Source organism: Paenirhizobium selenitireducens ATCC BAA-1503, from assembly GCF_000518785.1.
Classification (GTDB): Bacteria; Pseudomonadota; Alphaproteobacteria; order Rhizobiales; family Rhizobiaceae; genus Allorhizobium; species Allorhizobium selenitireducens.
Genome location: NZ_JAEG01000015.1, coordinates 1 through 24,818, shown reverse-complemented (window position 1 = coordinate 24,818; position 24,818 = coordinate 1). Strand labels below are relative to the sequence as shown.

Genomic DNA, 24,818 nt, shown 5'->3' with positions numbered 1-24,818 from the left:
TATTCCCATGACCATTGTCGGGTGGCTGCAGATCAGCCTCCTCTTCCTCGCCGTCCTCGTCGCCATCAAGCCGCTCGGGCTTTACATGGCGCGCGTGTTTGCCGGCGAGCGCACCTTTCTCTCACCCGTGCTTGCCCCTCTGGAGGGCGGTCTCTATCGAGCCGCCGGCATCCAGCGCGACAAGGAGCAGGGCTGGCTCGCCTACACGGTTTCCATGCTGGCCTTTTCGCTAGCCGGTTTCCTCGCTCTTTACGCGATCCTCAGGCTGCAGGCCTACTTGCCGCTCAACCCTCAGGGTTTTGCCGGCATGGCTCCGGATCTCGCCTTCAACACGGCGGTGTCCTTCGTCACCAACACCAACTGGCAGAATTATGCCGGCGAAACAACGCTCGGCCATTTCGCCCAGATGGCCGGCCTTACCGTGCAGAACTTCCTGTCGGCTGCCACCGGCATGGCACTCGCCGTCGCCTTCAGCCGGGCCTTCGTTCGGTCCAAGGTCTCGACGCTCGGCAATTTCTGGGTCGATATGACCCGCGCCACGCTCTACGTGCTTTTGCCGATCGCCATCGTCGTCGCCCTGGCCTTCGTTGCCATGGGCCTGCCGCAGACGCTCGACGCCTCGGTGACCGCAACGACGCTGGAAGGCGGCCAACAGGTCATCGCGCTCGGGCCTGTCGCATCCCAGGAAGCGATCAAGCAGCTCGGCACCAACGGCGGCGGCTTCTACAACGTCAATGCCGCCCATCCCTTCGAGAACCCGACGACCTGGTCGAACTATCTCAACATCTTCGCCATGCTGTCGATTTCGGCGGCGCTCGTCTACACCTTCGGCCAGATGGTCGGCAATCGTCGACAGGGCTGGGCCCTGATCTCGGCCATGGCCGTGCTGCTGATCGCCGGCGTCGCCGTCACCTATTGGGCGGAAGCCCAGGGCAATCCGATCCTGACTTCGCTTGGCGTCGATCCGGCGCTTGGCAACATGGAGGGCAAGGAAGTCCGCTTCGGTCAGGCCACGACCGCACTCTATGCGGCCGTCACCACTGGCCTTTCGGACGGCGGCGTCAACGGCATGCACGGTTCCTTCACCGGCCTTGGCGGCCTCGTGCCGATGTTCCTGATGCAGCTCGGCGAGGTTTTGCCCGGCGGCGTCGGCTCAGGTCTCTACGGCATGCTGGTCTTCGCCCTGCTTTCCGTCTTCGTTGCCGGGCTTATGGTCGGCCGCACGCCGGAATTCCTCGGCAAGAAGATCGAGGGCCGCGAGATGAAATATGCCATGCTCGCCGTCCTCGTCCTGCCGCTTGCCATTCTCGGCTTCACCGCTGTTTCGGCCATGTTGCCCTTTGCTGTGGCAAGTATCGGCACATCAGGCCCGCATGGCCTGTCGGAAATTCTCTATGCCTATACGTCTACGGCCGGCAATAACGGTTCGGCCTTCGGCGGGCTCACCGGCAATACGCCCTGGTACAACACGACGCTCGGCATCGCCATGCTGCTCGGCCGCTTCGCCTATGTCGTCCCGGTCATGGCCATTGCCGGATCGCTGGCCGCCAAGGTGAAGTCGCCGGCGTCCGCGGGCACTTTCCCGACCGACGGTCCGCTGTTCGTCGGCCTGCTCATCGGCATCATCCTCATTCTCGGCGGGCTGCAGTTCTTCCCGGCCCTTGCCCTCGGCCCCATCGTCGAACACTTCGCGATGCTGGCCGGCCAGACCTTCTGAAGGATCACTCCATGTCAAAAGACCGTAAGGCACCGGGTTTTCTCGACCCAGCCATCCTCCTGCCGGCCGCGCGCGACGCGGTGCTCAAGCTCGATCCCCGGCAATTGCTGCGCAATCCCGTGATCTTCGTGACCGAGGTCGTGGCAGCCGTCGTCACGCTGCTCTTCCTGCGCGACCTGGCCAATGGCGGGGCCGACGCCGGCTTCTCCGGCCAGATCGCCGCCTGGCTGTGGTTCACCGTCCTCTTCGCCACCTTTGCCGAAGCCGTGGCGGAAGGACGCGGTCGCGCCCAGGCCGACAGCCTGAAGCGCACCAAGTCCGAACTGACGGCCCGCCGTCTGTCGTCTGACGGCAGTACCCAGACCGTGCCCGCCCCCAGCCTCAAGATCGGCGACATCGTCCTCGTCGCGGCTGGCGAACTGATCCCCGGCGACGGCGAAGTGATCGAGGGCGCTGCCTCGGTCAACGAAAGCGCGATCACCGGGGAATCTGCGCCGGTGATCCGTGAATCCGGCGGCGACCGTTCGGCCGTGACAGGCGGCACGCAGGTGCTGTCCGACGAGATCAAGGTGAAGATCACCGTCGCGCCCGGCTCCTCCTTCGTCGACCGCATGATCGCGCTCATCGAAGGCGCCCAGCGCCAGAAGACGCCGAACGAGATCGCGCTGTCGATCCTGCTGTCCGGCCTGACGCTGATCTTCCTCTTCGTCTGCGTCGCCATCTGGGGGTTGGCCGGCTATTCCGGCACGGTCATCTCCGTCACGGTCCTGGCGGCCCTGCTCGTCACCCTCATTCCGACGACGATCGGTGGCCTGCTTTCGGCCATCGGCATTGCCGGCATGGACCGTCTCGTTCGCTTCAACGTCATCGCCACCTCCGGACGCGCAGTGGAGGCCGCCGGCGACGTCGACACCCTGCTGCTCGACAAGACCGGGACGATCACCTTCGGTAACCGCATGGCGAGCGACTTCCTGCCGGTTCCGGGCGTCACCCAGGCGCAGCTGGCGGAGGCGGCCCTTCTGGCCAGCTTGTCCGACGAAACCCCGGAGGGCCGTTCCATCGTTGCCTTGGCCACGGGCGAGCACGGCATTGCCACGCCCGAGGTCCGCTTCGATGCCGTCGTCGCCTTCACCGCCGAAACCCGTCTGTCGGGTATCGACCAGGGAGGGCGGCAGTTACGGAAGGGCGCGGTAGATGCCGTGCTGAAATTTGCCGGCGTGTCCGAAGACGACGCGCCGTCCGAGTTTCGCCGTGCGGTGGATATGGTGGCCCGCAGCGGCGGCACGCCGCTGGCCGTCGCGGATGGCGACCGGCTGCTCGGCGTCATCCACCTGAAGGATGTGGTGAAACCGGGCATCAAGGAGCGCTTCGCCGCACTCCGCGCCATGGGCATTCGCACCGTGATGGTGACCGGCGACAACCCGGTGACCGCCGCGGCTATCGCCTCGGAAGCCGGCGTCGACGACTACCTTGCCCAGGCGACCCCGGAAGACAAGCTTGCCTTCATCCGGCGCGAACAGCAGGGCGGTCGGCTGATCGCCATGTGCGGCGACGGCACCAATGATGCGCCGGCGCTTGCCCAGGCCGATGTCGGCGTCGCCATGCAGACCGGAACCCAGGCCGCCCGCGAGGCCGCCAACATGGTCGACCTCGATTCCAGCCCGACGAAGCTCATCGAGATCGTCGAAATCGGCAAGCAATTGTTGATGACGCGCGGCTCGCTGACGACATTCTCCATTGCCAATGATGTGGCCAAATACTTCGCCATCATCCCGGCGCTGTTCGTCGCCACCTATCCGGCGCTCGAGGCCCTCAACGTCATGGGGCTGGCCTCGCCGCAATCCGCCATCCTGTCGGCGGTGATCTTCAACGCCTTGATCATCGTGGCTCTCATACCGCTGGCCCTCAAGGGCGTCGCCTATCGCCCGGCGGGCGCTGCCTCGCTGCTGCGGCGCAACCTTCTGGTCTATGGCCTGGGCGGCCTGATCCTTCCCTTTGCCGGCATCAAGGTCATCGACCTTGCCGTCAGCGCTCTTCATCTGGTGTAACCATGATCCATCATCTTCGCCCCGCAATCACTCTCGTCGTCGCCATGACGGCCTTGACCGGCCTCGCCTTTCCGCTGGCGGTCACCGGCATCGCCCAGGCCGTCCTGCCGGCTGCCGCGAACGGCAGCCTGATCGAGAAGGATGGAACCGTGATCGGCTCCGCCCTGATCGGCCAGACCTTCACCTCGGACCGCTATTTCTGGCCGCGCCCCTCCGCGACCGGACCGGACGCCTACAATGCCGGCGCGTCATCCGGCTCCAACCTGGGCACCACGTCCGTCAAGCTTCGAGACCGGGTTATCGCCGATGTCGAACGGCTGAAGGCAACCGGCGTCGCCGCTCCGGTTTCCGCCGATGCCGTCACGACCTCGGGCTCGGGCCTCGACCCGCATATCTCGCCGGCGTTTGCCCGCGCCCAGATTGCCCGCGTCGCCAAGGCCCGGGGACTGTCCGAGGCGGCGGTCGCCGATCTGGTCGAACAGGGGATCGAAAATCGCGACTTCGGTTTCGTCGGTGAACCGCGTATCAACGTGCTAGAGCTCAATCTGACGCTTGATGCCCTGAAGACGTGAGACGACGAATGGCGGACGACGACCGCGACAAGACCCGCAGACCGGATCCGGATGCCCTGCTTGCCCTGGCGGTGAAAGACCGCCGGGGCAAGCTGACCGTTTTCCTGGGCGCCGCCCCCGGCGTCGGCAAGACCTATGCCATGCTCTCGCGCGCCGGGCGGTTGAAGGCCGACGGCATCGATGTCGTCGTCGGCCTGGTCGAGACCCACGGCCGCGGCGAAACGGCGGCCCTGCTCGATGGCCTTGAGGTCCTGCCGAGACAACGCATCGCCCATCGCGGCCGCATGCTGGAGGAACTCGACCTCGATGCGGCCCTCGCCCGCAGGCCCCGCATCGTCATCGTCGACGAACTGGCGCATTCCAACCCCGAAGGCAGCCGCCACCCCAAGCGGCACCAGGATATCGAGGAACTGATCGCGGCCGGCATTGATGTCTGGACGGCCCTCAACATCCAGCATCTGGAAAGCCTGGCCGATCTCGTTGCCCAGATCACCGGCGTCACCGTGCGGGAACGCGTGCCGGATCTGGTTCTCAAACGCGCTGACGAGGTCATCCTCGTCGACCTACCGCCGACCGAGCTCATAGACCGGCTGAAGGAAGGCAAGGTCTATCTGCCGGACAGTGCCAGCCGCGCCGTCGACAGGTTCTTCCGCCTCGGCAACCTGACGGCGCTGCGCGAACTTGCGCTTCGCCGCACGGCCGACCGCGTCGACGACCAGATGGTCGACTACCTGAAGCAGAACGCCATTGACGGCCCCTGGGCGACCGGCGAACGGCTGATCGTCTGCGTGGGATCCGATGCGCTCTCGGAGAAGGTGGTCCGGGTGGCGAGCCGTCTGGCATCGGGGCTGAACGCGCCCTGGATCGTCGTATCCATAGAGCGAGCCGACCGCGAAGTCGAAACACCCGAACGCCTTCAGAAGATCGAGGCTCTCTTCCGTCTGGCGGAACAACTGGGCGCGGAAACCCGACGCATCATCGGCAATGATTTTGTCGACGAGATCCTCAAGCTCGCCCGCCGCGAACACGCAACGCAGATCGTGATCGGAACACGACGGCGGCGCGGGCTGGAACGCCTCTTCTCGAGAGCCTTGCCGGATGCCCTGTCAAGAAAAGCCGCCGGTCTCGGCGTCTACATGGTCACGCCCGACAAAAATGAAAAGAAGCGGCCGACGCTGCGGCTGCCGGCACCGAATCTTGCCCGGTTGCCGCAGTCCGCCGTGATCGCGTTCGGCTTTGTTGCGTCCATCACCGCAGTCGGCAAGGTGATCGACCGGTTTATCGATCTGCCGAACATTTCCCTTCTTTTCCTGCTCGCAGTGCTGGGCGCATCGGTGTCCGGTGGTTATGTCTCCGCATTTCTCGCCGCGCTGATGTCCACGCTGGCCTATAACTTCTTCTTCATCGACCCGGTGCACACCTTCACGATCGCCGCGCCGCACGAGGTCTTCGCGCTGTTCGTATTCCTCGCCGTCGCCATCATCGCCGGCGGCTTTGCCTCGCGCATCCGCGAACAGGCCGAGATTGCGCGGATCAGGGCGACGGCGCTTCAGTCCCTCTACGACTTCTCGCGAAAGCTGGCGAGCACCGCAAAGACCGATGACGCCATCTGGCTGACCGTGTCGCAATTGCAGACCAGCCTGAGGAGAAAGGTCGTGCTGCTGACCGTGCGCAACGAGGAACTGGCAGTCGCCGCGGCGTGGCCCCCGGATACGGAACTCGATGTGACCGACCTGGCGGCGGCCCGCTGGGCCCAGGAGAAGCGCGAGCCGGCGGGCCACGGGACCGGCACGCTGCCCAACAGCCGCTTCGAGTTTCGCCCCCTGCTCGGGCCGCACGGGATCGCCGGCGTCTGCGGCATCGAACATACGGCGGAAAGGCTCAACCTCAATGCCGAACGCTCCCTCACCGCCATCCTCGACCAGACGGCGATCGCGCTGGACCGCGCCCGGCTCGCCGAGGAAACGGTGACTCAGGCCGCACGCCTCGAGGGCGAACGCTACCGCGAGGCGCTTCTTTCCTCCATCTCGCACGATCTGCGAACGCCGCTCGCGACCATCACGGGCGCAGTGACCGGTCTTCGCCAACTCGGCGAGCGCATGACGCCCGAAAACCGTGACGACCTTCTTCAATCCATCGAGGAGGAAAGTGGTCGGATGAGCCGCTTCGTCGCCAACCTGCTCGACATGACGCGCATCGAGGCCGGCACGCTGAAGCCCAAGCAGGACTGGGTGGACGTCGCCGACGTGATCCAATCCGCCGTCGATCGGACGCGCAAATATGCGCCCGGCCGCGTCATCGATACGGGCATCGCCCCGGACCTGCCGCTGATCAAGGGCGACAGCGTGCTGCTGTCGCAGGTTCTGTTCAATCTTCTCGACAATGCGGTCAAGTATGGCGGCGAGGAGCCGATCAACGTCTATGCGCGGCGCGATGGCAAGGACGTGCTGATTTCGGTGACGGACCTTGGCAAGGGCATCCCGCAGGAAGATCTGGACCGGGTCTTCGAAAAATTCTATCGCAGGGGCAAGCCGGACGGGCGAGCGCCCGGAACGGGCCTTGGCCTCTCCATCGCGCGCGGTTTCGTCGAAGCGATGGGTGGAAAGATCCATGCCGAAAGCCCGGCACTGAAGAAGAGGGGAACCCGCGTCGTGATGCGCTTCCCCGGAGCCGAGGGATCGAGGACCGAGCCCAGATGACCCTGTCGCGTATTCTCGTCGTCGACGACGAGCCGCAGATCCAGCGTTTCCTCAAGCCATCGCTTGCGGCGGCGGGTTACGACGTCATTGAAGCAGCGACGGGCGCGGAGGCGCTGAAGGCGGTTGCGACGCAGGCGCCGGATCTGGTGATCCTCGATCTCGGCCTGCCCGACATGGACGGCAAGGAGGTCATCGCCAGCCTGCGCGGCTGGAGCGATATCCCGATCGTCATCCTTTCGGCCCGCGACCGCGAGAGCGAAAAGATCGCAGCGCTCGACCTGGGGGCCGATGACTATGTCGAAAAGCCCTTCGGCATCGGTGAGCTGACCGCCCGCATTCGCAGCGCGCTGCGGCACCGCGGACGGAGCGAGGCGGTCCCAACGATCATGGAAGTCGACGGCCTGACCATCGATCCGATCCGCCGCCTGGTCTCGCGCGGCACGGAGACGATCCGCCTCACGCCCAAGGAATACGACCTGCTTCTGCATCTGTCCCGGCATGCGGGCCGCGTCGTAACCCATCGCACCTTGCTGACGTCGGTGTGGGGCCCAGCCCACGGCGATGACCTCCACTACCTGCGCGTCTTCATCGGTCAGCTCAGGCAAAAGATCGAACGCGACCCGACGCAGCCCAGGATCGTCCGCACCGAATCTGGCGTCGGTTACAGGTTCATGCTCCCCGAACAATAACGGGCGCGGATGGCCGGGGCCGAACCTCGGCATTGCGATGCCTCACGAACTGCTTTCCAGCCGGTATCGGCTTCCGGGATAGAGAAGGCGGACGGAGGTGACGATCCGGTCCGCCGACCAGGTGCGGCGGCGGATCAGCAGGCAGGGCTCGGATCGGGCGATCGCCAGGTGCCTGCACTCCCAGGACTGTGGCAACACGGCCTCGACGAACTGCTCCGTGTGGGAGATCGGCGCGACCTGCGTCAGGTAGGCATTCGGCGTCGTGGTCGTGAAATCCTGATCGAGATAACCCGGCGCCACTGCAGCGTTGACGAAGCGGTCCTCCAGCTGGATCGGCAGATCGTCTTCATGGTGCAGGATGACGGAATGAAAGGCGGGGCTGCCGACCTCGACACCGAGCGCTTCCGCAAGCTCGTGTCCGCAGATCTCGGTCTGCGCCAGGATGACCTGCGACGTGTGGAGCGATCCCCGTTCGGCGATCTCGTCGGCGATGTTGCGAACCCCCATGAAGGGCGCGCTGCGCTTCTTGCTGGCAACGAACGAGCCGCGCCCCTTTACCCGGACGATGACGCCTTCCATGGCAAGTTCCCGAAGCGCGCGGTTCGCCGTCATGCGGCTGACATTCAATGTCTCGGACAGCTCGTTTTCCGAGGGAACCCGATGATCGGCCGGCCACTCGCCGCTGTCGATCCGCTGCTTGATCTCGGCCTTCAGACGCTCATAGAGCGGCGTGTCGCGCGCACCCGCGGGCTTAACGGCACGGTCGGCCTCGGACATGCTGGATGCTCCTCGATGATGCTGTCTCGTGCATACAAAATACGCTTCGGAAATAAAGCGCAATTTTCTCGGCACCCACTTGTCGGATTTTCAAATCTCTGACATCTTCCCTATACAACTTTACAAGGTCCGGCAAATGGGCACACCGCAGAAACTCCTTTGCAGGCAGATATTGCTGGCGGACGGCTGGGTGTCGGACGTCGTCCTGACGATCGGCGGCGACGGCAGGATCCTTGCAATTCAAGAGGATGCGGAGGGCAAGTCTCACCTCCCAGAGGCACGCGGGCCTGTGGTTCCCGCCCTCACGAACCTGCACTCTCACGCGTTTCAGCGCGCCATGGCCGGCCTTGCCGAGATCGCCGGATCCACCGAGGACAGTTTCTGGACCTGGCGGGAGGCGATGTACCGGCTTGTCGGCCGGATGTCTCCGGATGAGATCGAAATCGTTGCGTCAAAGTTGTATAGTGAACTACTGAAGGGCGGTTTCGGCCATGTCGTCGAATTCCACTACCTTCACCATGCAATCGGCGGCCGCCGCTATGCCAATGTGTCCGAAACATCCTTGCGCATCCTGCGGGCGGCGCAGACGGCCGGCATAGGCCTCACCCACCTTCCCGTGTTCTATGCCCATGCAGGTTTTGGTGGAGTACAGCCAAGCGAAGGGCAGCGGCCCTTTCTCCACGATGCCGATCAGTTCCTGAACCTGCTGGACATGCTGAAGCCGGCCTGCGCGGCAACGGGTGCCAGACTTGGGCTCGCGATCCATTCGCTGCGCGCTGCGACGCCCGATGAAATGCGCGCCGTGCTCGCCAGCGAACAGACAGGCGGTCCGATCCATATCCATGTAGCCGAGCAGGAACGCGAGGTCGAGGACTGCCTTGCCTGGAGCGGTCGCCGGCCCGTGGAATTCCTGCTCGACGAGATGCCCGTGGATCAGAGGTGGTGCGCCATCCATGCCACGCACATGACAGCGGACGAAACGGCCCGCCTCGCGCGCTCAGGCGCCGTTGCCGGCCTCTGCCCGGCCACCGAGGCCAATCTCGGCGACGGCATTTTCCCGGCGACCGACTTTGTTGGCCTTGGCGGCACCTTCGGCATCGGCACCGACAGCCATGTCGCGACAACCGTCGCCGAGGAACTGCGCCTGCTCGAATATGGACAGCGGCTGCGGGATCGTCGCCGCAACCGGCTTGCCGCCGGCCCCGGCACATCCGTTGCCAGAACCCTGTTCGATGCGGCGTTGAAAGGTGGCGCCCAGGCGGCAGGCATCGGCAATGCCGGCATCCGCGTCGGTGCGCGTGCCGATCTCGTCGTTCTCGACGGCAACAATCCGTTCATCGGCACGGCATCCGGCGATCAGATCCTCGGCCGCTGGCTGTTTGCCACAGGCGCCGAAGCGGTCCGCGATGTCATGGCGGCGGGTGAATGGGTGGTGCGGGATGGCCGCCACAAGGACGAGGAGGCGATCGATCGCGCTTTCCGCGACGTTCTTCTGAAATTGGCCTGATCCATCAACCCGGCAGCAGGAAAGCGGAATCTCATGCTGACAACCAGACCCACGGCCCTGCTGCTGCGAAATGCCCGACTGGCCACCATGGCGCAGGTCTTGCCGGGACTGGGCACTATCGACAAGGGCGTGATCGCCATCGAGAACGGCCGGATTGCCTATGTCGGCGCGGAGTCCGGCTTTTCGGCGACCGCCGGTATGCAGGTCGTAGACTGCGAGGGTCGTTGGATAACGCCGGGTCTGATCGACTGCCACACGCACCTCGTTCATGCCGGCAACCGCGCCAGGGAATTCGAGATGCGGCTGGCGGGGGCGAGCTATGAGGAGATCGCCCGCGCCGGCGGTGGCATCGTCTCCTCCGTCCGGCAGGTGAGAGAGGCGAGCGAAGCAGACCTGGTGACCGAAAGCCTGCCGCGACTGGATGCGCTGATCGCCGAGGGCGTCACCACTGTCGAAATCAAATCGGGCTATGGCCTGACGGTCGAGGACGAATTGAAGATGCTGCGCGCCGCGCGGTCCTTGACGCAGACGCGGAAGTTCAACCTCGCCACCACCTATCTCGGCGCTCATGCGGTGCCGTCTGACTACAAGGGCCGCAACGCCGACTTCATCCGCGATGTCGGGCTGCCCGGGCTGCAGGCAGCCCATGCCCAGGGGCTTGTCGATGCCGTGGACGGTTTTTGCGAAGGCATCGCCTTTTCGCCCGACGAGATGCGGATCGTCTTCGATGCGGCCAAGGCACTCGGCCTGCCGGTCAAGCTGCATGCCGACCAGTTGTCCAACCTGCATGGCGCGGCCTTGGCGGCGGAATACGGCGCGCTTTCGGCCGACCACCTGGAACATACCGACGACGCAGGCGCCGCCGCCATGGCCGCCGCCGGCACGGTCGCGGTCCTTCTGCCCGGCGCCTATTACTTCATCCGCGAGACGAAGAAACCGCCAATCGACCTGTTCCGCAAGCATGGGACGGCGATGGCCCTCGCCACCGACTGCAATCCCGGCACCTCGCCACTCACCTCGCTGCTGCTGACCATGAACATGGGCGCGACGCTGTTTCACCTCACCGTCGAGGAGTGCCTGACCGGCGTGACCCGCGAGGCCGCGCGCGCGCTTGGGCGCCTCGACAGCATCGGCACCATCGAGGTCGGAAAACAGGCGGATCTCGCCATCTGGAACATCGAGAGCCCGGCAGAACTCGTCTATCGCATCGGCTTCAACCCGCTGCACCAGCGCATCTGGAACGGGGAAATTACGGGAGGGACCCATCCATGACCATCACGCTACACCCCGGCAACGTCTCACTCGCAGAACTGTCGACCATCTACTGGAAATCGGAGAGCGTTAAGCTCGATCGCAGCTTTGACGCCGGCATCGACCGCGCCGCCGCCCGCATCGCCGCGATCGCCGCCGGCAACGAGGCGGTCTATGGCATCAATACCGGCTTCGGCAAACTGGCCTCGATCAAGATCGACGCGGCCGACACCGCAACGCTCCAGCGCAACCTGATCCTCTCGCACTGCTGCGGCGTGGGGAAGCCGCTTGCGGAAAACATCGTGCGGCTGATCATGGCGCTGAAACTGATCTCGCTCGGTCGCGGCGCATCCGGCGTGCGGCTCGAGCTTGTGCGCCTGATCGAGGGCATGCTGGAAAGGGGCGTGACGCCGCTGATCCCGGAAAAAGGTTCAGTCGGCGCCTCCGGCGATCTCGCCCCGCTCGCCCATATGGCCGCCGTGATGATGGGCGAGGCCGAAGCCTTCTACCAGGGAGAACGGTTGCCTGGTGGCGAGGCCTTGAAGCGGGCGGGCCTGACGCCGGTGATCCTCGCGGCCAAGGAAGGCCTGGCGCTGATCAACGGCACCCAGGCCTCCACCGCGCTCGCCCTGGCGGGGTTGTTTCGCGCCCATCGGGCAGCCCAGGCCGCGCTCATCACCGGCGCGCTGTCCACCGATGCAGCGATGGGATCTTCGGCGCCCTTCACCGAGGGTATTCACACGCTTCGCGGTCACAAGGGCCAGATCGATACGGCGGCCGCGCTGCGCAGCCTGCTTGCCGGCTCGGTGATCCGCGACAGCCATCTCGACGGTGACGAGCGGGTACAGGATCCCTATTGCATTCGTTGCCAGCCGCAGGTCGACGGCGCCTGCCTTGATCTTCTGCGCATGGCCGGCAGGACGCTGGAAATCGAAGCCAATGCGGTGACCGACAATCCGCTGGTGCTTTCCGACGACAGCGTCGTTTCCGGCGGCAACTTCCATGCGGAGCCCGTTGCCTTCGCCGCCGACCAGATCGCCATTGCCGTCTGCGAGATCGGTGCCATCGCCCAGCGCCGCATCGCCCTGCTGGTCGACCCCGCCCTGTCCTATGGGCTGCCGGCATTCCTCGCGAAGAAGCCCGGACTGAACTCCGGCCTGATGATTGCCGAGGTCACCTCGGCGGCCCTGATGAGCGAAAACAAGCAGATGTCGCACCCCGCCTCCGTGGATTCGACGCCGACCTCGGCCAACCAGGAGGACCACGTCTCCATGGCCTGCCACGGCGCGCGCCGGCTGCTGCAGATGACGGAAAACCTTTTCGCCATCATCGGCATCGAGGCACTGACGGCGGCGCAGGGTATCGATTTTCGCGCGCCCCTGACCACCAGCCCGGAACTGCAGAAGGCCATCGCCGTGTTGCGCCGCGTCGTCGCCACGCTCGACGAAGACCGTTTCATGGCCCCAGACCTGGCTGCGGCCAGCGCGCTGGTGGCGGACGGCTCGCTGGTAGCCAGCGTCTCCGACGGGCTGCTTCCGGGATTGGAGGGGTGAAAATGTTCGCGTCTTCCGCACCCCCCTCTGCCCTGCCGGGCATCTCCCCCTCAAGGGGGGAGATCGCATGGGGCCGCGGCCCCTCCCAGAGCGGACATGTGTTCCGCGACGGCAGATATGCGCTGAACGCGTTCGGCGAGAAAGGCGTGCGAGCGGCCGGTCGCAGGCCGATCTCCCCCCTTGAGGGGGAGATGTCCGGCAGGACAGAGGGGGGTGAGTTCCCGCACAGCCGAGGACGGCTTCAATGACCCATCCCTTCGAGATCACCCGAGGCACGTCCCCCGTCATCCTCGCCTTCCCCCACACCGGAACCGAGGTCCCGCCCGAGATCTGGGACCGCCTGAACGACAACGGCAGGCTGCTGGCCGATACCGACTGGCACATCCACCACCTCTATGCGGGTCTCCTCCCCCAGGCGACGACGGTGCGCGCGACCTTTCACCGCTATGTCATCGACGCCAACCGCGATCCGACGGGCGTGAGCCTTTACCCCGGCCAGAACACCACCGGGCTGATCCCCGAAACGGATTTTGATGGCAAGGCGATCTGGAAGACCGGAGAGGAGCCAACCGCAGCCGATATCGACGATCGACTGAAGAGTTCTCACGCGCCTTATCACGCCGCCCTTGTCGCCGAAATCGAGCGGATCAAGGCAATCCACGGCGTGGCCATTCTCTACGACTGCCATTCCATTCGCTCGCTGATCCCCTTCCTGTTCGAAGGCCGGCTACCGGATTTCAACATCGGCACGGATATGGGCCGCACCTGCGATGCCCGCATCGAGGCAGCCGCTGCTGAGACGGCGCAATCGGCCGAAGGCTACACCGCGATCGTCAACGGCCGCTTCAAGGGTGGCTGGACCACCCGCCATTACGGGCGTCCGGAAGACGGCGTTCACGCGATCCAGATGGAGCTTTCTCAGATTTCGCATCTGGAAACGGAAGCGCCGCCCTTCGCCTATGACGAGGCCAAGGGCGAGAATCTGCGCGTGCCGCTGCGGACGATCCTGGAGCGGATCGAGGCCCTGGCGCCGGGGCTGGTTCCACCCTCCCCTTGAGGGGGAGGGTCGGCACGCAGTGCCGGGGTGGGGTGACGCGGCCAACTGCGACGCATGGTCACCCCCACCCGCAGCTTCGCTGCGACCTCCCCCCTCAAGGGGGAGGTGGAAAAAACGATCTCCCCAACGCTGGGGAGGAGACATCAGTATCGCCGAAGTGGGGGAAACCTCCGGCAACCCAGATTTTTTCGTTCCGAGGAGCAAACCGATGACCAACCCCCGCCACAACATCCGCGACGTTCGCGCGCCGCGCGGCACCGAACTCAATGCCTTGAGCTGGATGACCGAGGCGCCGCTGCGCATGCTGATGAACAATCTCGATCCCGATGTCGCCGAACGGCCGCATGACCTGGTCGTCTATGGCGGCATCGGCCGCGCCGCCCGCACATGGGAGGATTTCGACCGCATCGTCGCAACGCTGAAGACCCTGACCGAGGAGGAAACGCTGCTCGTCCAATCCGGCAAACCGGTCGGCGTGTTCCGCACCCACAAGGACGCGCCGCGCGTTCTGATCGCCAATTCCAACCTTGTGCCACATTGGGCGACCTGGGAGCATTTCAACGAACTCGACCGCAAGGGGCTCGCCATGTACGGCCAGATGACCGCCGGTTCGTGGATCTATATCGGCACCCAGGGCATCGTGCAGGGCACCTACGAGACCTTCGTGGAGGCCGGCCGCCAGCACTATGGCGGCAACCTGAAGGGTAAGTGGATCCTGACCGGTGGCCTCGGTGGCATGGGCGGCGCCCAGCCTCTCGCCGCCGTCATGGCCGGCGCCTGCTGCCTCGCTGTCGAATGCGACGAGACCCGCGTCGATTTCCGCCTGCGCACCCGCTATGTCGACGCCAAGGCCCATACGCTGGACGAGGCGCTGGCGCTCATCGACCAGTGGACCAAAGCGGGCGAAGCGAAATCCGTCGGCCTGATCGGCAATGCGGCGGAAATCTTCCCCGAACTGGTGCGCCGCGGCGTCAGGCCCGACATCGTCACCGACCAGACCTCGGCGCATGATCCGATCCACGGCTACCTGCCGCTCGGCTGGACGGTCGCCGAATGGCGCGCCAAACAGGAGAGCGATCCGAAGGCCGTCGAAGCCGCGGCCCGCGCCTCGATGAAGATCCATGTCGCGGCCATGGTCGACTTCTGGAACAGGGGCGTGCCCACCCTCGACTATGGCAACAATATCCGCCAGGTCGCCAAGGAAGAGGGCTTGGAAAACGCCTTCGCCTTCCCCGGCTTCGTGCCGGCCTATATCCGTCCGCTGTTCTGCCGCGGCATTGGCCCGTTCCGCTGGGCCGCCCTTTCGGGCGATCCGGAGGATATCTACAAGACCGACGCCAAGGTGAAGGAACTGCTGCCCTTCAACACGCACCTGCACAACTGGCTGGACATGGCGCGCGAGCGCATTTCCTTCCAGGGGCTTCCGGCCCGCATCTGCTGGGTCGGCCTCGGCGATCGCCACAAACTGGGTCTCGCCTTCAACGAGATGGTGCGGAGCGGGGAACTGAAGGCGCCCGTCGTCATCGGCCGCGATCATCTGGACAGCGGCTCGGTCGCCTCGCCCAACCGCGAGACGGAAGCTATGAAGGACGGCTCGGATGCCGTATCCGACTGGCCGCTGCTCAACGCGCTGCTCAATTGCGCATCCGGCGCCACCTGGGTGTCGCTGCATCACGGCGGCGGCGTCGGAATGGGCTTCTCGCAGCATTCCGGCATGGTGATCTGCGCCGACGGCACGGACGATGCGGCCCGGCGGCTCGAGCGCGTGCTGTGGAACGACCCGGCCACCGGCGTCATGCGCCACGCCGATGCCGGTTACGAAATCGCCCTCGACTGCGCTGAGGAAAAGGGGCTCCGCCTGCCCGGCATTCTCGGCAACTGAGGCGAGCCGCGATGCGCATCATCCGGCGCGAAGACTACCGACGCATGCCCTGGAAAAACGGCCAGGGCATGACCGAGGAAATTCTGACATTCCCAGCCGGCAGCGATGCCGATCGGTTCGACTGGCGTGTCTCCATCGCCCATGTCGGCACGGATGGACCGTTTTCGCTATTTCCCAGCGTGGACCGCACCATCGTGCTTCTTGAGGGAAACGGCTTGCTGCTCGATTTGCCGGACGATCGGACCGTCACCCTTACGGGCACAAGCGATCCGTTCGGTTTCTCCGGCGACTGGCCCGTTGCCAGCCGCAACCTCGGCGGCCCGACAACGGACCTCAACGTCATGACGCGGCGCGGGCGCTATCGGCATTCAATGACCCGTGAGACCTTCCATGCCTCGCAACGCCTGCAGGCCTCCGACCAAACGATTTTGGTTCCGACTGCCGCCATGCGCGTTCAGGTCGGTGGCGGCTGGTCGCAGATCAATCGCTTCGATACGCTGGAACTTGAGCATGGTGAGCAGGCGATTATCGATGCGATCGGGCCGATCGAGATCTTCGTCATCCTGTGCCGCGCGACTGTGTAGCCAAAGCCCGGCTCGCAGGGCTCAGTCTCACGGACCTCCATCAATCTCATTGTCTGCCAACGCGGCTTCCGTCCCTCTCCGTCGTCTGGACGGGCATGTTCGGCTGCCCCATCCTCGGCATCCCGGCTTTCTCTGCTTCGGTGCGCGCGCGCACATCTGCGTGGCGATCCCCGGCAAATGCTGCGGCAGGGTCTTGCCATCATGCAGACGGTGCTGTTCATCAACTTGGCCGGCGACCATCTGCACGACAGCCTGGCGCGAGACCGAGCAGCAACATGACGGTTACCAGCAGCATGACCGGCGCTGCCACCGAGCGCCCGAGCCTCGGCATAGGGCTCAGGATCCTGTCCGGCCTGCTATTCGCCGCGATGGCGATCTTCGTGAAAGCGCTGTCGGATCACGTCCCGGTTGGTCAGATCGTCTTCTTCCGCTCGGCTTTCGCGCTGATACCGCTAGCGATCTTCCTCTGGATTCGCGCAGAATTCCCCGGCGGGCTCGCCACCAGACGTCCGCTGGGCCACCTGCTGCGCTCCGGCTTCGGAGCCGCCGCCATGTTCGCCTCCTTCGCCTCGATCGCCCGGCTGCCGCTCGCCGAGGCGACGCTGCTCGGCTATTTGTCTCCGGTCTTCACCGCGGTCGCCGGCGTGGTCATCCTGTCCGAGCGCGCGACGGTCTGGCGCGTCTGCGGCGTGGGGCTGGGCGTCGCAGGCGTGGTCGCCCTCGTCTGGCCAGAAGTGGGCGCGGCAGGAATTGCCGACACCTCGCGGCTCGTAGGCTAAGGTCTGGGGCTCCTGATGGGGGTTCTCACCGCCTTCGCCTTGATCATGGTGCGAAGCCTCAACAGAACCGAGAGTCCCGGCGCGATTGCCTTCTACTTCGTGCTGGCCTCGATGATCGGCGGCGTTTTGACCCTGCCATTCGGCTGGGTCGCGCCGGATGGAAAGACCCTGCTGCTGCTTGTCTTCGCAGGTATTTTCGGTGGGCTCGCCCACATCGCCATGACGCTCGCCTTCCGCCATGCCGAGGCCTCGCGTCTTGCCCCCTTCGAATACCTCGCAATCCTTTGGCCGGTCCTGGCGGACCTCCTGCTCTTCCGGATCCCGTTTGCGCCCGCGTTTCTGCTGGCCTTACCTCTGGTTCTGTCCGGCGCGGCGATGGCGGCTCTGGAAGGCAGGAGACGGAAGAGCCGCTGACGCCCTCGAACGAGAAGACCTCAAGGAACAGATCCGCAGCTTTTGGTCAGGACGGGTGGCCCTTTCGACATTGTGCCATGCCACGGCATCGACAGCACGCGCGCGGTGAAATCCCCGTGCCGCCCGTTGATCCGAAGGCACGCCGACCTGGCTCCCGGCACCCGGTCGCCGACCTCGGTTGCAGCAAGGGCGAAGCAACGCGCCTCTTGCGCCCTCCGGCGTCCCGGATCATCGGATCGGCTTGGTGACAAACGAACCCTCGGCCGCCGATCGCCTGGCACGGACATTGTCTTGTCTCCGCGCTGGCTTCACTGCAATCCGGGATGGGTCAGCAATTGTCCCAACATCTGCTGAAAAAAGGAGAGGTAGAAACCGCCTCCGGCAACGCACAGGGAGCCCGCGTACCCCGTGAGGGCAACGCCGGTCTCTGCTTGGTCAAGCCGAGACCATGGCCGCAGAGCATCAATCCTGCCAGACGTGAAGATTGCCGGTGCCGACTTGCGCGACGCCGAGCAGATCAGAAGCCATTGCCGCCCTTGAGCTCGGAAATGACGGTCCCGAAGATGATGCGCAAGTCGAGCCAGATCGTGAAATTGTCCACGTAGTGCAGATCGCAGGCTATACGCGCCCGAGCCTTGCCCTGGCGATCCGTCGGGCCGCGAAGGCCGCGCATCTGCGACAGACCCGTCATGCCCGGCCGCATCACATGTCGGCGGTGGTATTCAGGCACCAGTTCCTCATAGAGCATGCCCGCCGCCAACATGCCCACCGCATGGCAGCGAGGTCCGACCAGCGACATGTCGCCCTTCAGCACATTCAACAGTTGTGGCAATTCATCAATATTGGTGCGCCGAATGATGGCGCCGAGACGGGTGACCCGGGGATCATCGCGGACGGTCTGATTGACACCGCTAATGTCGCAACGGTCGGTCCGCATGGATCGGAACTTGAAGACGCGAATCTTGCGGCATCCCATGCCCCACCGCTCCTGCTTGAATAGCACAGGGCCGGGACTGTCCAGCTTGATCAGAAGCGCCACAGCCAGAAGGAATGGCAGAAGTATCAGCAGGGCAACAGCAGAAATACACACGTCAAGCGCACGTTTTGCCGCAAATTGATAAGGTTTGCCTTGATAAGCAGCAGACGAAACATAATTTAATTCATATGCATCTGAACTGCGCAGCTCGAAAACATCGTTCTGACGATTTGAGCACTCGGACCTAACGAGAATCGCCAATGTGAACCCCTATAATCTTTACAGATCACCTTACTAGGTTTCAAGATAAAACAGGGAAAACCAAATGTCATCCTCATTTTTAACCTTTGGTTAACCCACGAAGCCTTCAATATAAAAGTATTGTTTTGTTGCCACACACACCGGATCGGCGCCGGCACGACAATGCAACGGCGGCGCAACAATCGCCCATCGCGGCGCACAAACGCCGACCATGCAGAGTCGAGCCTGGCATTCAAAATGCAATCTTGGCGCCTGACAGCTCGCCTTGGCGCTCTGCAGGCAGCGAGGTCGTGGCGCTGCGCAGATAGGGCAGGAGCGCCTCGCCAGGCTTCTGCACGATCTGGCGGATCAGCCGCACATCCCCGTAACGCAACAGGGTCTGAACATCCGTGTCCACGGCAGCCCGCGCCGCCTGGAGCGTCCGCTCGCCAGCGGCATTCCATACGATGAAGCGGGCGGCCAGAACCGCCTGCTCGGCCGGGGCATAGTTCACCGACTGCTGCATGAGAAATGCGATCTCTTCCGGCCGTTCGGCGATGGCGCGCCGGACCATGGCGAGCCTCAGCCAGAAATTGCCGTCGGTCGGCGTACAGCCAATGGCGTGACGGATGTAGCGCTCGGTCGCGGCAAGCCCCTCAGCCCAGGCATCGTAATCATAGTAGGAATTCCGCTGGTCGAGTTCCGCGAGCTTCACCGTCAGGCCCGCCCGGACGATATCCGAGCGGCAATAGTCGTCGGAAACGACGCCATCGGCCCAGGCGGCAAGATTTGTGACAGACGCACGCGTCACGGGCGTCCCCGTTTCCAGGTAGCGGGCCATCAGCATCAGCTGGCCGAAACGAGCGGTAGCCCTCAGTTCCATGATGGAGAACGCCAGAAAAAGTCCGCACATGACGACGAACAAGGAGATCGCGGGTCGGACGCGCGACATGAGCAGTTCCTAGTCCTCGTGATAGTAGGAGGAATAGCGCGAATAGTAATATTCGCTCGAACCATAGGTTCGGTACAGCTTCATCTTCTCCTCATCGACCTTGTTCAGAACAACGCCGGCACATTTTCGGACGATTTCCTGATCGGCGAACAATGCCGCCCCGACGGCCTTGCGCGACGTCTTGCCCCATTCGATGACGTAGACAAAGCTATCGACCCGGGTTGCAACGGCGCGTGCATCGACCACCGGCGCAAGCGGCGGAAGATCGAGAATGATGTAGTCGAAATTGTCCTTGGCCGTCTCGATGATCGCATTCATGGCCTGCGACGCCAGAAGTTCCGAGGAATGGGGAACCCGGCGCGTGACCACGGCAGGCAGAAAGGCGAGCTTTGTCTTCGGATCAAGCAAAAGCAGATCGCGGATCGGCCGATTGTCAATCAGCGCCTCGAGCAGACCAGCCTCGGCATGGCGACCGATCGCACGGGTGGCTCCAGGATTGCGCAAATCCGCGTCGATCAGCAGCGTCTTCGCGCCCTGCATCGCAAGCAACTCCGCAAAGTTGATGGCAACTGTAGACTTGCCCTCGCCCGGCAGGGTCGAGATCATGCCAATGACCTTTGCGCCACCCACCTTGGAGCCGAGATCGACAGCAATCTTGGTGCTACGCAGCGTTTCGGCGAACATCGAAAGCGGATGGTCGAGCACATAGCTGGTGATGGCGCTTGCCCGGCGGATATTGCGGGGATGGTCGCCGCCTTTGGTGACCGGCGCGTCGCTTTCCGCAACCAGAGGCGCACTGCCGAGGAACTCGACACCAAGAACGTCACGGACCTGATCTCCCGTGCGAAAGAAGCGGTCGCGGAACTCGCGGAAAGCACCGATCGCTCCGCCGATGCCGATACCAAGCAGAAGGCCGAGCGCCAGGATGAACGGCTTGCGCGGATGACTGGGCCCGCCAGGGACGGTGGCTGCCGAAATGACGCGCGCTTCGGTGACCGGGAAGGATTGCTGCTGGGTCGCTTCCTGGAAGCGCTGCAGGAAGGTCTGGTACAGGCTGCGGTAGGATTCCGCAGTGCGTTCCAGTTCGCGCAACTGCACCTGGCTCTCGCCGGCAACCGCGCTCGCCCCTTGGGCAGAGGCAACGTTTTCCTGCAGCGATTTCAGACGCGACTGGGCGACCGTGACTTCGCTCTGATAGCTTTCGGAAATACGCCCAAGTTCCTCGAACATAAGCCGTTGAAATTCACTCATTTCGGAACGAAGGCGCACGGCCTGGACATGGTTCGGGCCAAGGCGGTTCGAGATCTCCGCCTCCAGCTTCGAAGCCTCGAGATACTTCTTGCGCAAGTCGTTGGAGATCGAGCTGTCGAGCACGTCGGTGACGATTGCGTCGGTTCGTCCGGAATCGATGATCGACTTGATGCGGTCGTACCGCGCCTGGGCCTTGGCGACATCGGCCTGGGCAACGATCAGGGCGCTGTTCAACTCGGTCAGTTGCTGGTCGCTGATCAGTCGTCCATCTGCCGTCACCAGGCCGTTCTCGGCCCGAAACTTCTGTACCGCCAGATCCGATTCGACCGCCTTCTGCTTCAGCTCGTCGATACGCTCCTGCAGCCAGATGCTGGCGCGGCGCGTCGCATCATATTTGGATTCCAGCTTGTCGACCAGATAGGCATCGGCAATGGCCCTGGCGATGCGTGCAGACTGCCCGGCACTGGGAGAGGTAAAGCTGATTTCGAGAACGAAGGTGCGCCCAACACGGGAGACCTCGAGACCAGACAGAAGCCGCGAGATCGCTGCATTCTTCTTTCGCTCGATATCCTCGGCGGTTTCGACGTTCGGGGCGAACCAACCGGTGAAATTGAAAAGACTGCTGATGAGGCCGGTGGCCGAAGAAACCGGAGAACCGCCCGAAGCCATGAAGCTCGGATCATCGGCGAGCTTCAACTTCGTGACGACGGCACCGGCGATGGTGTCCGAACGCAAGAGCTCGACCTGGCTTAGAATGGAGGCCTCGTCCGCATCGACGCCGCCCATCGCCGACAACTGATCGACGATACTGCTCTTGCTGCGATCGATGAGAACGGAGGTGTTGGCCGTATAAAGCGGCACAGCGGTCAATATATAACCGAAAGCCACGACGACAGTCGCAGCGACCGACACGGCCACCACACGCCACTGGCGGCGCGCCATCGCAATCAGTTTTTCGAGGTCGCCCGAAGCGTCCGGTCCAGTATCCGATCCCCACTCATTTGCATCACGGGAGGCGATCTTATCTGGGGACAGCAACAAAGCACCTCATAAAACAATACACGTCGTATGCCGTCGCTTACGCGACGGCATTCAGCACCGATACGCCACAACCCTTACTGGGTCGGGCTGACGCTACCGTTACCGTTACTGGACGAGCCGAAGTACTGGCCACTACCGCTTGCGGAAAAGCCACCGGTGCCCTGGGTGTAGACGGTGTCACCGCCCAATCCAGCCGTACCGAGACCAGCATTTCCGCCACCGCCGATACCTGCAGCGCCACCGCCACCGGTTGCCCCACCCGTGAGGCCACCGAGCGCAGCCGTCTGCACTTCATTGCTGGCAGCCAGGAAGGCCGTCACGAGTTCCGGAGAGCTGGCGCCGGCGACCTTTTCCTGGATCAGCGCCGCATATTCGGGATTGGACGCCGCGCAAGCACGGGCCGCGCGGGCCAGACCGGAACCGATCGCCGCCTTCTGATCCGCATTGGCGCCCGAAACCAAGGCCAGGATCGCGTCGATCGTCCCGGAACTGGAACCGGCCAGCGCACGAACGCGGCTCGACAAGGGCAGACCACCATTCGGATTTTCCGTCAGCAGAGAGGCCGGAGTAGCCAGGAATGCGGCAATGTCGCCCTCGCTGAGCTTGGCCGGCGACTGGAAGCAAGCAACGGGAGCCATCGTCTCCTGAGCCGAGGCGCCGGACACGAATACGCTCGAAGCAAGCATAGCGACAGCAAAGCTCGCAGCGAGCTTGCAGGTTACCTTAGACACTGTCATCTCCATCTTCCTTCCGAACGCAGTTAATTTACTTTTAATAGTCATAATCCAAGCGAAGGGCTTTTGCAATGCAATGTAGAATATCGAGCAACAATAAGCTTAATCTCGCCCGATATTCTTAGCCTTCACTCAATTGGCGATTTCCCGGACCGCATCACGGGTCGCAACGACATCCGACGAGACGCCGGATGCGGTCGACGAGACCGAGTTGACGATGTCGAGGAACTTGATCAACTCGACCGAGTCATGGTTCGAGACATAGAGGATATCCTTGTCCTGCATCGCGAACTTCTGAACTGCGAAGAAGGAAGACGGATCGCGCATGTTGGCGCGGAAGACCACCGGAATCTCATCGGTCTGGAATGACGACGTGTCGATATTGAGCTTGTGCAGCGTCTTCGCATCCACCGTACGGTAGAGCACGACCTGCGCCGGCTCTGCACGGTTATCAAGCAGACCACCCGACTTGGCGAGTGCCTCACCGAGTGACAGGGCCGACTCTTCGAAGTCGAAGCGGCCGTTGGCGCCGGAAGCACCGAAGGCCAGGAAGGTCCGCCGCTCGCGGTTGACGAAGATCGTATCGCCTGGGGCGACATAGATGTTCTCACTCGGCGAATTGGACAGCTTGTTATAGGAAATCGTCGCCGTGCGGCCGTTGCGCTGCAGGGTGATGTAGGTCTCGATGCCCGGCGCACTGATGCCGCCCGCCGTCGAGATGACGTCGAGCACGCGCTCGCCACCCGAGGAAATCTCGACCTTCTGTGGATCATTGACGTCACCGAGCACGGCGACCTGGCTCGACTTGCGCTCCGTGACCGTGATCACGACCTGAGGCTCGATGGCGCGGTTGGCCAGCAGATCCTCGATCTCGCGCTCGACCTGCTCCTTGGCACGCCCCGCGGCGCGGATACGGCCGGCATAGGGAACCGAGATGCTGCCATTGCTGTCGATCTGCTGGGCCGGCAGGGTGATGAAGTTGCCGGGACGGCTGCCCGCATCGCTTGGAATGAAGAGACCACCGGCCTGAGCTTCGAAGATCGAGACTTCGACAGCATCGCCGACACCGAGCGGAATGGTCGGCGCGCCGCCGCGGCCACCACCGAAGCCATCCTTGAGGGACGAAACCGTCTCCGACTGGAAGTATCCCAGCATGGTCTTGTTGATGTCGATCAGCACATAGTCGATGCCGACCTTCTTGTCCTTTGTCGACAGCTTCACAGCCGCCTGACCCTCGATGGCATGATATGACGGGCCGGCATTTGGCACCGCGGCGCAGCTCGCCAGAAGAGATGAAATTACGACGACAGTGAGCTTAGACGACGTGGGGCGCATATGATCATCCTAAAATTTGAATTGATGTAACTATCATCAACACGCAGCGCGCAAGCCTTTTGTGCCACGATTCGACAGAAATTCATAACAACAGTACAATACTGTTACCGTGATACAACATAGCATCCGTATATCAAGTCGCGTTTTATCACGACAATGACGATCGACTTAAATATGACTTTGCCTATATGAGAAATAATTGCGACAGACAAAAATCCAGGAGAATCCTCCTTGGAAAGACTCAAGAATCCGCGAGTCTATTATCGCTATTTGCATCATTTGCGTGCATTACTCGACAAAATTTGGTGATTCCACCAAAAATGGTCGCCGCATTTTTCGTCAGATCGCTCACACTTTGAGCTAAAGAGGCAAAACAGCTCCTGTGGCGCCTGCGCGCTCGTGAACCAGGTTGGCCTCTCGTCCAAAGGCGACGCTCGATGAGCATCCGACATCACAGGGATCGCTCTGCGTGCCGAAACGGGAAAAACCGGCAATTCGCTAAAATTGTCGGCATCCGTTTAAGCGCACTGCAAAACACCCCCGCTAATCTCTGTCCCAACGGATGAATTCCGCGAAGGACAGCCTGCATGCAAGCAGGCGGCAATGGTTGAACGGGGATTGAAGACATGCTGAAAACACTTCTTGCTACTGCCGTCGTCGCCATGACGGCCTTCATGAGTGCCAATCCTTCGGCCGCTGCCGGCCCGGGCGGCTTTGCCCGCAATCTGCGCGACACGCCGACCGTCAGCTTCATCGCCGC

General features: G+C 63.3%; 19 protein-coding genes. 13 read left to right on the top strand and 6 right to left on the bottom strand.

Annotation, left to right across the window (positions count from 1 at the left end; all coding sequences use genetic code 11):
• Positions 1-7 precede the first annotated feature (7 nt).
• Genes kdpA through L867_RS0117390 form a run of 5 tightly spaced genes read left to right on the top strand, consistent with a single transcriptional unit; the run spans position 8 to position 7,725 of the window.
• Entirely contained in the window at positions 8-1,717 is a 1,710-nt protein-coding gene (gene kdpA / locus L867_RS0117410) for a potassium-transporting ATPase subunit KdpA (protein WP_028738064.1), read from the top strand.
• Positions 1,718-1,728: 11 nt separating this feature from the next.
• Positions 1,729-3,765, top strand: a complete 2,037-nt coding sequence (kdpB, locus tag L867_RS0117405) for a potassium-transporting ATPase subunit KdpB (protein WP_028738063.1) — start codon at positions 1,729-1,731, stop codon at positions 3,763-3,765.
• A gap of 2 nt (positions 3,766-3,767) precedes the next feature.
• Positions 3,768-4,337, top strand: a complete 570-nt coding sequence (kdpC, locus tag L867_RS0117400) for a potassium-transporting ATPase subunit KdpC (RefSeq protein WP_028738062.1) — start codon at positions 3,768-3,770, stop codon at positions 4,335-4,337.
• Between the two features lie 8 nt (positions 4,338-4,345).
• Positions 4,346-7,036, top strand: coding sequence for a sensor histidine kinase (locus tag L867_RS0117395; protein ID WP_028738061.1), 2,691 nt, complete (start codon positions 4,346-4,348; stop codon positions 7,034-7,036).
• A complete protein-coding gene (locus tag L867_RS0117390; RefSeq protein WP_028738060.1) occupies positions 7,033-7,725 on the top strand; it encodes a response regulator in 693 nt (230 codons plus the stop codon). The genes L867_RS0117395 and L867_RS0117390 overlap by 4 nt, the downstream gene beginning before the upstream one ends.
• A 42-nt stretch (positions 7,726-7,767) precedes the next feature.
• Here the strand turns inward: L867_RS0117390 and hutC are convergent, their stop codons facing one another.
• Positions 7,768-8,502: a histidine utilization repressor gene (gene hutC / locus L867_RS0117385; protein ID WP_028738059.1), complete on the bottom strand. Its 735-nt coding sequence runs from the start codon at positions 8,500-8,502 to the stop codon at positions 7,768-7,770.
• Positions 8,503-8,638: 136 nt separating this feature from the next.
• On the opposite strand from hutC, the gene hutF reads away from it, so the two are divergent.
• From hutF to L867_RS28025, 8 genes are all read left to right on the top strand, one after another.
• A complete protein-coding gene (gene hutF / locus L867_RS0117380) occupies positions 8,639-10,009 on the top strand; it encodes a formimidoylglutamate deiminase (protein WP_028738058.1) in 1,371 nt (456 codons plus the stop codon).
• Positions 10,010-10,042: 33 nt separating this feature from the next.
• Complete coding sequence (gene hutI, locus L867_RS0117375) at positions 10,043-11,281, top strand: imidazolonepropionase (protein WP_037173750.1); 1,239 nt, start codon at positions 10,043-10,045, stop codon at positions 11,279-11,281.
• Positions 11,278-12,813, top strand: coding sequence for a histidine ammonia-lyase (gene hutH / locus L867_RS0117370; RefSeq protein ID WP_028738056.1), 1,536 nt, complete (start codon positions 11,278-11,280; stop codon positions 12,811-12,813). Before hutI ends, hutH begins: the two co-directional genes overlap by 4 nt.
• Positions 12,814-13,057: 244 nt before the next feature.
• The gene (hutG, locus tag L867_RS0117365) at positions 13,058-13,870 is read left to right on the top strand and encodes an N-formylglutamate deformylase (RefSeq protein ID WP_028738055.1); all 813 of its coding nucleotides are present in this window, start codon (positions 13,058-13,060) and stop codon (positions 13,868-13,870) included.
• 208 nt (positions 13,871-14,078) lie between these two features.
• Positions 14,079-15,752 carry a urocanate hydratase gene (gene hutU / locus L867_RS0117360; RefSeq protein ID WP_028738054.1) on the top strand — a complete coding sequence of 558 codons (1,674 nt, stop codon included), beginning with the start codon at positions 14,079-14,081 and terminating at the stop codon, positions 15,750-15,752.
• 11 nt (positions 15,753-15,763) lie between these two features.
• The gene (locus L867_RS0117355; RefSeq protein WP_028738053.1) at positions 15,764-16,336 is read left to right on the top strand and encodes a HutD/Ves family protein; all 573 of its coding nucleotides are present in this window, start codon (positions 15,764-15,766) and stop codon (positions 16,334-16,336) included.
• A 275-nt stretch (positions 16,337-16,611) separates the two neighbouring features.
• Complete coding sequence (locus L867_RS28030; protein ID WP_232363963.1) at positions 16,612-17,115, top strand: DMT family transporter; 504 nt, start codon at positions 16,612-16,614, stop codon at positions 17,113-17,115.
• Between the two features lie 15 nt (positions 17,116-17,130).
• On the top strand, positions 17,131-17,529 hold the full coding sequence (locus tag L867_RS28025) for a DMT family transporter (protein WP_232363962.1): 399 nt from the start codon (positions 17,131-17,133) through the stop codon (positions 17,527-17,529).
• A gap of 517 nt (positions 17,530-18,046) precedes the next feature.
• Here the strand turns inward: L867_RS28025 and L867_RS0117340 are convergent.
• From L867_RS0117340 to L867_RS0117320, 5 genes are all read right to left on the bottom strand, one after another.
• Positions 18,047-18,712 carry a sugar transferase gene (locus L867_RS0117340; protein ID WP_232363964.1) on the bottom strand — a complete coding sequence of 222 codons (666 nt, stop codon included), beginning with the start codon at positions 18,710-18,712 and terminating at the stop codon, positions 18,047-18,049.
• A 286-nt stretch (positions 18,713-18,998) separates the two neighbouring features.
• Positions 18,999-19,697 carry a hypothetical protein gene (locus tag L867_RS0117335; RefSeq protein ID WP_028738051.1) on the bottom strand — a complete coding sequence of 233 codons (699 nt, stop codon included), beginning with the start codon at positions 19,695-19,697 and terminating at the stop codon, positions 18,999-19,001.
• A gap of 9 nt (positions 19,698-19,706) precedes the next feature.
• Positions 19,707-21,986 (bottom strand): polysaccharide biosynthesis tyrosine autokinase, encoded by a 2,280-nt coding sequence (locus L867_RS0117330; RefSeq protein ID WP_028738050.1) that lies wholly within the window; start codon positions 21,984-21,986, stop codon positions 19,707-19,709.
• A 77-nt stretch (positions 21,987-22,063) separates the two neighbouring features.
• Positions 22,064-22,726, bottom strand: a complete 663-nt coding sequence (locus L867_RS26525; RefSeq protein ID WP_051439060.1) for a hypothetical protein — start codon at positions 22,724-22,726, stop codon at positions 22,064-22,066.
• 129 nt (positions 22,727-22,855) lie between these two features.
• Complete coding sequence (locus L867_RS0117320) at positions 22,856-23,944, bottom strand: polysaccharide biosynthesis/export family protein (RefSeq protein WP_232363961.1); 1,089 nt, start codon at positions 23,942-23,944, stop codon at positions 22,856-22,858.
• Between the last annotated feature and the right edge of the window lie 874 nt (positions 23,945-24,818).